General features: G+C 46.3%; 11 protein-coding genes. 8 read left to right on the top strand and 3 right to left on the bottom strand.

The annotated features are described in order from the left end of the window. From RMO55_RS12585 to rplY, 8 genes are all read left to right on the top strand, one after another. Nucleotides 1-1,232: polyribonucleotide nucleotidyltransferase (locus RMO55_RS12585; protein ID WP_310426991.1), on the top strand; the 1,232-nt coding region annotated here is incomplete at its 5' end. Nucleotides 1,233-1,662: 430 nt separating this feature from the next. Further along, the gene (locus RMO55_RS12580; RefSeq protein ID WP_310426988.1) at nucleotides 1,663-2,121 is read left to right on the top strand and encodes a cupin domain-containing protein; all 459 of its coding nucleotides are present in this window, start codon (nucleotides 1,663-1,665) and stop codon (nucleotides 2,119-2,121) included. A gap of 162 nt (nucleotides 2,122-2,283) precedes the next feature. Next, the gene (locus RMO55_RS12575) at nucleotides 2,284-3,888 is read left to right on the top strand and encodes a glucose-6-phosphate isomerase (RefSeq protein WP_310426987.1); all 1,605 of its coding nucleotides are present in this window, start codon (nucleotides 2,284-2,286) and stop codon (nucleotides 3,886-3,888) included. 126 nt (nucleotides 3,889-4,014) lie between these two features. Then, entirely contained in the window at nucleotides 4,015-4,701 is a 687-nt protein-coding gene (locus tag RMO55_RS12570) for an HAD-IA family hydrolase (RefSeq protein ID WP_310426985.1), read from the top strand. A gap of 329 nt (nucleotides 4,702-5,030) precedes the next feature. After that, entirely contained in the window at nucleotides 5,031-5,354 is a 324-nt protein-coding gene (locus RMO55_RS12565) for a thioredoxin family protein (protein ID WP_396134288.1), read from the top strand. 217 nt (nucleotides 5,355-5,571) lie between these two features. Next, nucleotides 5,572-6,735 carry an LL-diaminopimelate aminotransferase gene (locus RMO55_RS12560; protein ID WP_310426983.1) on the top strand — a complete coding sequence of 388 codons (1,164 nt, stop codon included), beginning with the start codon at nucleotides 5,572-5,574 and terminating at the stop codon, nucleotides 6,733-6,735. 348 nt (nucleotides 6,736-7,083) lie between these two features. After that, on the top strand, nucleotides 7,084-8,415 hold the full coding sequence (locus RMO55_RS12555; RefSeq protein WP_310426981.1) for an adenylosuccinate synthase: 1,332 nt from the start codon (nucleotides 7,084-7,086) through the stop codon (nucleotides 8,413-8,415). A 92-nt stretch (nucleotides 8,416-8,507) separates the two neighbouring features. Beyond that, a complete protein-coding gene (gene rplY / locus RMO55_RS12550; protein WP_310426979.1) occupies nucleotides 8,508-8,804 on the top strand; it encodes a 50S ribosomal protein L25 in 297 nt (98 codons plus the stop codon). Nucleotides 8,805-8,898: 94 nt separating this feature from the next. Here the strand turns inward: rplY and RMO55_RS12545 are convergent, their stop codons facing one another. Genes RMO55_RS12545 through RMO55_RS12535 form a run of 3 tightly spaced genes read right to left on the bottom strand, consistent with a single transcriptional unit; the run spans nucleotide 8,899 to nucleotide 11,855 of the window. Beyond that, nucleotides 8,899-9,750, bottom strand: a complete 852-nt coding sequence (locus RMO55_RS12545) for a hypothetical protein (protein WP_310426977.1) — start codon at nucleotides 9,748-9,750, stop codon at nucleotides 8,899-8,901. 8 nt (nucleotides 9,751-9,758) lie between these two features. Continuing rightward, nucleotides 9,759-11,102, bottom strand: coding sequence for a glutathionylspermidine synthase family protein (locus RMO55_RS12540; protein ID WP_310426975.1), 1,344 nt, complete (start codon nucleotides 11,100-11,102; stop codon nucleotides 9,759-9,761). A 6-nt stretch (nucleotides 11,103-11,108) separates the two neighbouring features. Beyond that, nucleotides 11,109-11,855 carry a DUF1190 domain-containing protein gene (locus RMO55_RS12535; RefSeq protein ID WP_310426973.1) on the bottom strand — a complete coding sequence of 249 codons (747 nt, stop codon included), beginning with the start codon at nucleotides 11,853-11,855 and terminating at the stop codon, nucleotides 11,109-11,111. Nucleotides 11,856-11,954 lie beyond the last annotated feature (99 nt).

Genomic DNA, 11,954 nt, shown 5'->3' with positions numbered 1-11,954 from the left:
TGTTCAAAAGCATCACCAAGAAAATGATGCGGCAACAGGTAATCGAAACCGGACGACGGGTAGACGGACGCGCACTCGATGAAGTCCGTCCGATCTCCTGTTTCGTCGGCGTTCTACCTAAGCGTGTTCATGGTACTGGTTTATTTAATCGCGGACTGACTCAAGTTCTCTCCGCTTGTACCCTCGGCACTCCAGGTGACGCTCAGGATCTAGGCGACGACCTCAATCCAGAGAATACCAAACGGTATCTGCACCACTATAATTTCCCGCCTTACTCGGTGGGCGAAACTCGACCCATGCGTGCCCCAGGACGACGCGAAATCGGTCATGGTGCCCTCGCAGAACGCGCTCTCCTACCCGTATTACCAACTAAAGACGAGTTCCCATACGTACTGAGAATGGTCTCAGAGGTGCTATCTTCTAATGGTTCCACCTCAATGGGTTCCGTCTGTGGTTCGACCCTCGCATTAATGGATGCTGGCGTACCAATCACCAAACCAGTTAGTGGTGCAGCGATGGGATTAATCAAGGAAGGCGACGAAGTGCGTGTCCTCACTGATATCCAAGGCATCGAAGACTTCCTTGGCGATATGGACTTTAAAGTTGCGGGTACCGATACTGGCATCACCGCACTGCAAATGGACATGAAAATCAGCGGTTTACCGATGGTGACAATTGCCGAAGCAATCAACAAAGCACGTCCAGCCCGCTTACATATTCTAGAGAAAATGTTAGCTGCGATCGACAAACCCCGCGAAGAACTTTCACCCTTTGCACCACGCTTACTCACCTTCAAAATCGAGCCAGAATTAATCGGCTTGGTAATTGGACCTGGCGGTAAAACAATCAAAGGTATCACCGAGGAAACCGGAGCCAAAATCGATATCGATGATGATGGTACCGTCACCGTTTCCGCTGTCGATAACGAGAAAGCCAAACGTGCGATCCAAATCGTTCAAGGCTTAACCCGCCGTCTGAACGAAGGTGATGTCTATTTAGGACGTGTGACTCGAATTATTCCGATCGGTGCCTTCGTGGAGCTGCTACCAGGCAAAGAAGGGATGATCCATATCTCCCAACTCGCCGATCATCGCGTCGGTAAAGTCGAAGATGAAGTCGGCGTTGGCGATGAAGTGATCGTTAAAGTTCGCGAAATCGACAATAAAGGACGTGTCAACCTCACTCGTCTGGGCATTCATCCCGATGAAGCTGCTGCTGCAAGAAAAGGGTAGATCTCCGTAATCACCAAGACTAATCGAATGTTTTAGATAAAAATGCCAGTCCGAAATCATCGGACTGGCATTTTTGTGGGGATGTAAGTTTGTAGATGGCTGATGGTGTAGCTGATAAACATTGATTTGAACTGAAGTCCGATCGATATCTGCTAACTAATCAACTAAACAACAAACCTATGATGCACCATCTACCCGAACTTTTTCAAATTTTAAGCTTAGTGAAAATCATTGATGCTAATAGGTTGGCTAGATTTTTCGATCGATGTAGATAGATCGGTATTTTCTGTTTTTCTGAAAGGCACTACAAAACTGAGATTGAGCTTGTGTACGATACCACATTTTATCTAAAATTACCGAGCGTTCGATTTACCCAGATCTCTTTTGCTGGTAATAATAGACTCTAACAATTTTGATATTTGAACTATTCATGCATCCCACTTCACTTCCTACAGAGATCGTCCAGCTAATCGATCGATTACAATTGCAGCCTCATCCTGAAGGCGGCTTTTATCGTGAAACATGGCGATCTAATCTTTGTTTACCCCGATCGATTTTACCAGCCGAATATACAGGAAATCGATCGGCTGGTACCTCGATTTTATTTCTACTACCCACTGGACATTTCTCGCGCTGGCATCGGGTGCGCTCTGCCGAATTATGGTTTCATCAAGCGGGAGATCCACTGGAATTGGTCATGGCGGAAACTTTAGACGGAGCATCACAAATAATTCACCTCGGTCGAGAATATACATTCCAAGCTGTTGTACAGCCCAATCATTGGCAAAGAGCTACACCAATCCCTGGCACAGCGGGATATGCGCTAGTGGCTTGTGTTGTAGTGCCTGGATTTGACTTCGCCGATTTTGAGCTAATTGGCACAAACTAAAAGTCAACCAGTATTGAATTTTGCTTTGCTTTACCTCATCGGCACAAGAGGATCTAATTTTTTGTGTAAAGATATCCAGTCTGACACCCATCAGACTGGTATCTTAGTTACAGGGCAGATTGAGATCGCCGTGGAATTTTTAGAATTTTAAGAGGTTGAGTGATGGCAACAGTGGCAACAGGTGCATTGCTATGGCAGCGATATCAAGATTGGTTGTATTATCACTCAGGGTTGGGTTTGTATCTAGATATCAGCCGGATGCGGTTCGATGATGGGTTGGTTTCTCAACTACAACCTAAGTTTGTCAAGGCATTTGCCGATATGGTAGCTTTAGAAGCGGGCGCGATCGCCAATCCTGACGAACAGCGGATGGTGGGACATTATTGGCTGCGGAATCCAGATCTCGCGCCGACTTCAGTAATAAAGACTGAAATTACGACGACAATCGAATCGATCGCCGATTTCGCTGGTAAAGTCCACTCTGGAGCCATTCATCCGCCGCAAGGTGGTAAATTTACCGATTTTATTACAATTGGGATTGGTGGTTCGGCATTGGGACCACAATTTGTATCTGAAGCACTGTCACCAGATATCGCACCATTAAATATTCACTTTATCGATAATAGCGATCCGGCAGGGATCGATCGAGTCCTGAGTCGGATTCAAACTAAACTTAATACCACTCTAATTCTCGTCATATCCAAGTCTGGAGGCACCCCAGAACCTCGGAATGGAATGCTTGAGGTAAAAGCAGCTTATGATGCCCAGCAACTCGATTTTGCTGCCTATGCGGTGGCAGTTACCGGAGTGGGTAGTCATCTCGATGGAGTTGCTAAAGCAGCAGGTTGGATTGCTAGATTTCCGATGCCTGATTGGGTAGGTGGTAGGACTTCGGAATTATCTTCTGTGGGCTTACTTCCTGCGGCTCTTCAGGGGATTGACATTTATGGCATGTTAGCTGGTGCGAAGGAGATGGATATAGCCACCCGCATCCCTGATATTAAAACCAACCCCGCCGCTTTACTCGCCCTCGCTTGGTATGCGTCGGGGAATGGCAAAGGGGAAAAGGATATGGTGGTTCTACCATATAAGGATAGTTTGCTACTATTTAGCCGCTATCTCCAACAATTGGTGATGGAATCGATCGGGAAAGAAGACGATCTCGATGGTAATAAAGTCTACCAGGGTATCGCCGTCTACGGAAATAAAGGTTCGACCGATCAACATGCCTACGTTCAACAATTACGGGAAGGGATTGCCAATTTCTTTCTCACCTTTGTAGAAGTATTGCACGATCGCGAGGGCATTTCTCCCGAAATCGATCCAGGTGTAACTAGTGGTGACTATCTATCTGGTTTTCTCCAAGGCACCCGTCAAGCCTTGTATGAAAATAGCCGCGATTCGATAACTGTAACGATCCCTAGTGTCACACCCCAGACTGTAGGTGCTTTAATCGCCTTATACGAGCGGGCTGTGGGTATATATGCATCGATCGTTAACGTCAATGCTTATCACCAACCAGGTGTCGAAGCAGGTAAAAAAGCGGCGGCGGTAATTCTTCAGTTGCAAACCGATGTGGTGACTGCATTGCAAGCTACGACGGCTCCAGTTACCTTAGCAGAATTAGCGACGATGGCTGGTTCACCCGATCGAGTAGAGGCAATCTACAAGATTTTACGTCATCTTCATGCGAACGATCGCGGTGTCATATTTACAGGCGATCTTTCACAACCAGGAAGTCTTCAGGTGGCTTGGGTAAATAAGTAAGTTCATCGCTTGTTATCTGTATTTGAGATGATTTGGTTATTTCAGCGCAAGGGTTAGATGGGTATTATTTCCATCGAACCCTTACAACCCACATTCCGCATTTCGGAAAAGTAGCATCAAACTAGAATGCAACACCATTATTCCACTCTGCTAGATATTCCCAGTTCGTTATCACTACCGAAAGTTATCTGTTTAGATGCTGTCGGTACACTATTTGGAGTAAGAGATAGTGTCGGAAATATTTATAGTGAAGTGGCTAGTAAATATGGTGTCAAATGTTCATCCGAATTACTCAATAAGTATTTCTACGCAGCCTTTCAACATTCTGCTCCCTGTATTTTCCCTGGTACTCCGACTTCCGATATCCCCTTGAAGGAGTATCAGTGGTGGCGAGAAATCAATCGTCAGACATTCACTGCCGTCGGAGCTTGGGATCAGTTTGATGATTTCGATCTGTTTTTTCAGGATTTATATCGATACTTCGCGACTTCAGCCGCTTGGGTAATCTATCCCGATGTCATCCCGACTCTAACAAACTGGCAGCGATCGGGGGTAGAATTAGCAGTAGTATCCAACTTTGACTCGCGACTGCATACCGTACTCCAAGCATTGGATTTGGACCAATACTTTTCGACAGTGACGATTTCTACCGAAGTCAATGCAGCGAAACCCCAAGCCGAAATCTTTACCGCCGCGCTGAACAAGTATCAATGTTTACCTCAATTTGCATGGCATATCGGTGATAGTTTAGAAGAAGACTATCTAGGAGCTGGTAGTGCTGGATTGACAGCCATCTGGTTGAATCGGAGTTAAGACACTATCCCTTCACCCGATCTTGCTCTAATCTAGAGGGTATGTTGTGAGTTTATAGAAATAGGTGGCAAGGGAGAAAGGAAAAAAGGGGAAAGGAAAAATGCCTGACCCATTATCCATTACCTTTTCCCCTCACCACGCTAAAACTCTATACTTCGCACGGGTATAGATTGCACTTTCGTCAACAACGATCGCTTATAAGTAGTATGTGGAGATCGTGCGGCTAACGCCTAACACACCTTACTATGGATATTCGGATTGTGACCGTGCAAAGCATAACTAGCAACTTGAGTTAATATCCTTATTTATAATCTGCGGAGTTTATCAAAGTGAGTAGCGTTACAGTCATCAATGATGCACAATTTGAGAGTGAAGTTTTACAGGCAGATTTGCCTGTTCTAGTATACCTCTGGGCGGCATGGTGCGGCCCTTGTCGATTAGTTTCACCCTCGATCGACTGGATTGCTACTAGTTATGCCGATCGAGTTAAAGTAGTCAAAATGGAAATAGATCCCAATCCTGAAACTGTCAAGGCTTACAAGGTGGAAGGAGTTCCCGCCATTCGATTGTTTAAAGGTGATGAAATGATTTACTCGTGGGAAGGTGCAATCACCAAGGATAAATTAACCACAATGCTCGATAGTAATCTTTAATAATGCAAGTTGCTAGTTATGGATAGAGTTGGGAGTAGTGGATAGTGAATAGTGAATAGTGAATGGTAAATTTGGATGCAACTGCGTCCTTGCTCCTTCCACACTACCCACGATCCTCACACCCAACTTTCAACTTTCAACTTTCTGTCTTGACGTGTTCAACCTGGAGGGAACCTCCAGAACACACGTCGCAACTTTCAACTTTCAACTGATTTACATGCAGTTTTCTAAACGTCTCCAGCCATTAAAAAGTAATGTATTCGCTGATATGGATCGGGCAAAGGGACGAGCGCGGGGATTGGGACAGGAGATAATCGATCTATCGCTGGGTTCTTCAGATTTACCAACCCCACCCCATGTAATTGAGGCAATTCAGTCAGCTTTACTAGATCCGAGTACCCACGGTTATTTACTGTTTAATGGTACGCGGTTATTTCGTGAAGCTGTTGCGAAATGGTACACCAATAAATATGGGATAAATGTCGATCCGGAGACAGAAGTATTGCCACTGATTGGTTCCCAAGAAGGTACCGCACACTTACCTTTAGCAATCTTGGAACCTGGAGATATTGCCCTATTAATGGATCCTGGCTATCCTTCCCATGCAGGTGGCGTGTATTTGGCGGGAGGAGAAATTTATTCGATGCCCCTACTCGTTGAGAATGGATTCTTGCCTGTACTGCCTGATATTCCGCCTGCAACCCTAGCGAAATCCCGAATGATGGTGTTGAGCTATCCGCACAATCCGACCACCGCGATCGCGCCCCTAGCCTTCTTTGAGGAAGCTGTCGCTTTTTGCCAGCAACACAATATTGTGCTGGTACATGACTTTCCCTATGGGGATATGGTGTTTAGCGACGTTCGGGTACCATCGATCTTTCAGGCAGATCGCGAAAAAAGTGTCTCGATCGAGTTTTTTACGATGTCTAAGTCATACAATATGGGCGGGTTTAGAATCGGTTATGCGATCGGCAATCGGGAATTAATCCAAGCTCTGCGCCAAGTTAAAGCGGTGGTAGATTTCAATCAATACTTAGGAATTTTACACGGTGCCGTTGTCGCACTCAATGGCGAACAAATTTGCGTCCACAACACGGTTGATACGTTTAAGCAACGGCGCAATACTTTTGTCAAAGCCTTGAATAGTATCGGCTGGGATGTGCCTACTCCTGATGCAACGATGTATATCTGGGCAAAATTACCCCCAAAATGGGCGCGGAATTCGATCGAGTTTTGTACTGAATTAGTCTGTCAAACTGGTGTCGCTGCGTCACCTGGTGTAGGTTTTGGCAAGTGTGGTGAAGGTTATGTCAGATTTGCTTTGGTACACGAGCCAGCCAAATTGCAGCTTGCGGTTGATCGAATGGCAAAATTCTTATAAGTTGGTTCGGGATTCGTGCAAAGATTGTCTTCTCCCCAGCAATTCCAAATTCAAACCTATTCCCATATGTGGTAGGGGCGGGTGTCTTGTCGTTTTTTTATGCGGGGGTTCCCCCCGAATAAAAACGCCGCTTTATGCTAGAAATCCTCGCAACGCACCATTAATTGCGAAACGAACCCGCTCAACCCCACCAGCAACAATCAATTATTGGTGGAAAATCGGTAAAATATCTTGAATTTGGAATTGCTGATCTTCTCCCTCACTCCCCACATTCTTTTGACACACATCCAGGTAGATGGTACGATTGTAGATTGTGTTAACTTTATTCAGATAGACAAGCAATAACCCTTGGCTAACGTAGTCGTAATTGGTGCCCAATGGGGCGATGAAGGAAAAGGAAAAATCACTGACCTACTAAGTAAGTCAGCAGATGTGGTCGTGCGTTACCAAGGGGGTGTCAACGCTGGTCACACTGTAGTCGTGCAGGGTCAAACCTTTAAACTGCATTTGATTCCTTCAGGGATTCTCTATCCCGAAACGAAATGTATCATTGGCTGTGGGACAGTCATCGACCCCAAAGTCTTGATTGAAGAACTCGATCGATTGGTCGAACTCAATATCCCGACCGATAAACTGTTGATTTCCCAGACAGCCCATGTCACGATGCCCTATCATCGATTGATAGATCTGGCATCGGAAGAAGCCAGAGGAAGTCATAAAATTGGTACGACTGGACGTGGGATCGGGCCGACTTACATGGATAAGTCCGATCGCATCGGCATTCGAGTGCAAGATTTGATGGATGCTGATTCATTCCGCAAACAGATGGTCTGGACGATCGAGCATAAAAATGAGATTCTAGAAAAGCTCTATAATTTACCCCCGCTAGATCCAGAGCCAGTAATTAGCGAATATTTGGGATATGCCGAACGGTTGCGCCCCCATGTAATCAATACTTCGATCGAGATATATGATGCGGTACGTCACCGTCGCAATATTTTATTTGAAGGTGCCCAAGGTACGTTACTCGATCTCGATCATGGTACTTACCCCTATGTCACCTCTTCCAATCCAGTTGCAGGTGGGGCTTGTGTGGGTACTGGTATCGGCCCGACGACGATCGATCGAGTAATTGGCGTTGCCAAAGCTTATACTACTCGCGTTGGGGAGGGGCCATTCCCGACCGAACTAGACGATAGCAGCGGCGAAATCTTGGGCGAACGTGGGGCGGAATTTGGCACCACTACAGGGCGGAAGCGTCGCTGTGGTTGGTTCGATGGCGTAATCGGTCGTTATGCCGTCCGCATCAATGGGATGGATTGCATGGCAATCACCAAGCTAGATGTCTTGGACGAATTCGACGAGATTAAAGTCTGTGTTGCTTACGAAATCAATGGTAAGCAAACTACTGATTTCCCCGACTCAGCGCGTAATTTTGCCAAGTGCGTTCCAGTCTACAAAACCCTCCCAGGTTGGAACCAGAATACTGCCGAATGTCGGTCGCTTGAAGACCTTCCCAAAGCAGCACTAGACTACCTCAAGTTCTTAGCTGAACTGATGGAAGTGCCGATTTCGATCGTTTCCCTCGGCCCTGGTCGCGACCAAACGATTATTGTCGAAGATCCGATTCATGGCCCGAAACGGGGCTTACTATCGGCGGATGGTACACCGATCGGTTAGTCCCTTTGTCAAGCAATATCAAATTTTCTTAACGTGAAATTTGATATTGTCGATTCAATTGCCCAAATTTTACCAAATAACTACTAAAAAATATGGAAATCTCAGTCGAATTGAAACAACGTGTCGCAGGTAGCAAGCCCAATGCGCTTCGTCGCTCTGGACATATCCCTGTCAATCTCTACGGACACGATGGCGATAAATCTATCCTACTGACGCTGGATGCGAAGAGTGTTGAGAATTTAATTAAAAAAGCTAGAGTCAACAAAACTCCTGTTGAAGTCAGCATCCCAGAATTAAATTGGAAAGGTACGACTGTGGTTGCCGAAATTCAAACTCACCCTTGGAAAAACTTCCCTTATCACTTGAGCTTTTTGGCAGTTAAGGCTTAGATTAGGTTTTAGGTATTAGCTTCGGTGAGACTATCAGTAATAGCCTCATCAAAAAAGAGGACGATCGAATCGATCGTCTTCTTTTTGATAGTTACTAAGCCTGAAACCTATCATGAGAAAGATCTTCTGCAAAAATGGGTACCAACTGATATCCGATGGGCACCCATTGCCACAGCTCCTGTAACTCTACTTGGCGGGGCTGTATTCCCAGCCCCAGTCGTGCCAGAATAAATCGAATCAGCACCGAGTTAAAATGAGGGGGAAATCGGTATTGTTCCTGGGCATGGTCTAGAAAAAAAGTTTTATGGTACTTGTGCAAACTCTGCTCCAAAGCCGAAATCCGCACCAGTAATCCTTTCACCTCGCTTAATCGGTGCTGGTGGTGACTTAATAGTAGCTCTGCGGCATTGTTGAAGTGCATCCCCTCATCTTTGACCAAATGATGACCGATCTTCTGAATCGCTGGACCAAAATGACGGTAGTATTCCCAGAGATCGCGGCGGTAAGAATAGACAGAACCGATCTCGTCGAACATCAAACTAACTAGCAGGGTAAATTCATCCTCTAACAGCATTTCGATCGGCTCGATCTCATGGACTCTCGCTGCAAATTGCCGATTCATTGCCGCAAAATCTACGCCAGCAATACAATGATAGGTTCGGCGCAACGCCTCATAATGCTTGAGTTCGTCTTCCAGCCACAGATCCAGCATGGCGAGAAACGCTGGGGACATTTCATTCGATCGAGTCATGATATAGTCATACAGAGATCGAGAGTCACCCTCTGAGTAGACATCGCGGCTGAGAAGATTGCAGAAGTTGGCATAAACGTCCCTGGGTGCTAGTTTGATGTATTGGGGCTGAATGACATAATCGAGGGGTAGCACAGCCTCTAAATCCCAAATATTCTGTTTGACGCTTGGATGTGTGTGCCCGATCTCCAACATAGGTTTCCTCAATCTGCAATATAGAGTCCATTGTTGGAGACGATATGCGGAATAATCAAACAGTGCCGCCCAGTAATTTTAGAGGTGTCACCGCGAATAATTACCCCTGCGGCTTCGCCATCGATGACCCAACTACCGATCGCGTAATAATATCCAAAAGCTTCGGGTAATTCGATATATTCTTGCACGATAAATCCTTCAGCACCATATCCAAACGACTCTTTTTGCTCCAACGATCCAAACCCGCTTTCGATTGATGTTGCCACGCCTTCTAGCCCTAGCATGGGCTTTCTAACGTGCATTCCTAACAGCAATTGTGTCGATTCGTAAGAGTTGTCGGTATCCAAATAGGTTGCTAGCAGATATTTGCTGTAGTCCGAACTCCTAAACTGCTCCCACATCATCGCCATCGCGCCCTTGTTCGAGAGAACTTGCTTCCACAAGGGTTCGATAACCTTGACTTCGCCTGTCACCAATCGAGTAGCGAGAGCCTGTGTACCCCCGTCATTTGCCATGTCATTTTGAAGATCCGACCAATCGTACATCTTCCAGAGTACAGGAATTCGATCGTTCACATGGTCTACAAAATAACCATCGTCATCTAGTCCTAATCCCCGCTGGATCTCGTTACCGCGTTCGTCTTTGAGACCGCGTAGATAAACAATTTGGGTGTAAATCTGCGGATCGACTTCATCTTGCAAAATTTGAATCAACTGCATCGCCATTTCTAGATCTTCTTCTAGATTTTCGTCTACTAGAAAGGAGATCCCCCGCTGACGCAGATTGTAGCCCACTGCTATGCGCCGCCATTGACCTGCAATCCGATCCCAAAATTCGTTAAACTGATTGGCATCAGTTGGTAGGGGATATTTTCCCCGCTGGTGATTTTTGATATAGTCCACATACCAATTCCATTGGTAGACTGTTTCCGCACCGAGTAGGGGAGTGTCGCCGTTAATTTCCAGAAGTTTAATCTGTCCCTCGGTGGTGACTGCCAGATCGAAGCGCGTGCAAAGCGATAAATCCTCGACTGGCTCAGTCCGATCCCAACTATTTTTAATGGCTTGCCAATATTCTGGACGAATCTGGAGTGCTGCTAAACGTCGATCGACATCACCTGGATCGCGATCGGTAAAGAACCAATCGAGAAACTCCACACACATTGCCCAGAGCGACTCAGTAGCTGCGGCGATCTCTGCTTCTTCCTGACAATTGAATTCGATCGCAAAGGGTTGCGGGAGTGACTCCACCCAGTATTTCTGCTGGGCATCGCTTAAAACTTCAGATTGGTAGGCATTTGCTTGAATATGCCGTTGCCAATTGGGGCGACGAATAATTTTTATCGATCTCATCTAGATCTACTTCCCTCCACTACCAGTACTCTTAAATGAGGAGCCGAAGCCCTGAGAGCTTCTACCCCTAATCGTACCGTTAGCAGATGTGCCGATCGGTCGCGATGGTGCGGCAAAGCTGCTATGTTGGGGAGCTATTACTCTACCCGTGTTTGTTTGGGCGATCTCTCGACCGTAAGGGGTGACGACTCTGCCAGGAGTACTACTTAGATACACAGAGTGAGTGTCATATACTCGATGGTGACTGCCGCCAGAGTTGGTGGAAGTATGGTTGGCATCATCGGGGTCGATATAGGTGCCGCCATAGATGGGGCGGTAACCAGCAATCGGCGCGCCAGCAGGAGTTGGTTCGCATTTGACCCCTTCGGCTTGGCACTCAGCGAGCGAAGCATAAACAGGTGCGGTCTTGTTATATTCTGCTTGAGCTGCCTGCATTTGGGCGGCGCAGTCTTTAGTCTGGATCGTCGGCGCGGTTAGGGGCTGCGCTATTTGTCCGGCTTGGTATTTTTTGAGCGACACCGCATATTCATCTTGCTGCTTTTTGGTATCAGCTTCGCACTGGGCGGTGGTTTGGTAAAACATGACATCGATCGGTGCGTTAACCTCTTCCTCCGTCATGTCGGCATTGTTAATGATGGCTACCAGGACAACTGGAAGTACCAAGAAACCAGCGATTCCTAAACTTGCATAAACTATGTTCCGGTTAATTTTCCGAGGTTGTAAATCTTTTGGTTCATCTTCTTGTTTAGTCATAACTAGTTCCCAGCAGCCCGATTGATATGTAAATTAGTAGATGGCCAATGTAGCTTGATGCTGTATCCCAACCTCGAAACTCAATCGATCCCGATCGAT

Origin of the sequence: Chamaesiphon sp. VAR_48_metabat_135_sub (assembly GCF_031418915.1) — a bacterium.
Taxonomy (GTDB): domain Bacteria; phylum Cyanobacteriota; class Cyanobacteriia; order Cyanobacteriales; family Chamaesiphonaceae; genus Chamaesiphon.
Note: the sequence above shows the minus strand (reverse complement) of the source record. Positions and strands in the feature narration are given on the sequence as shown.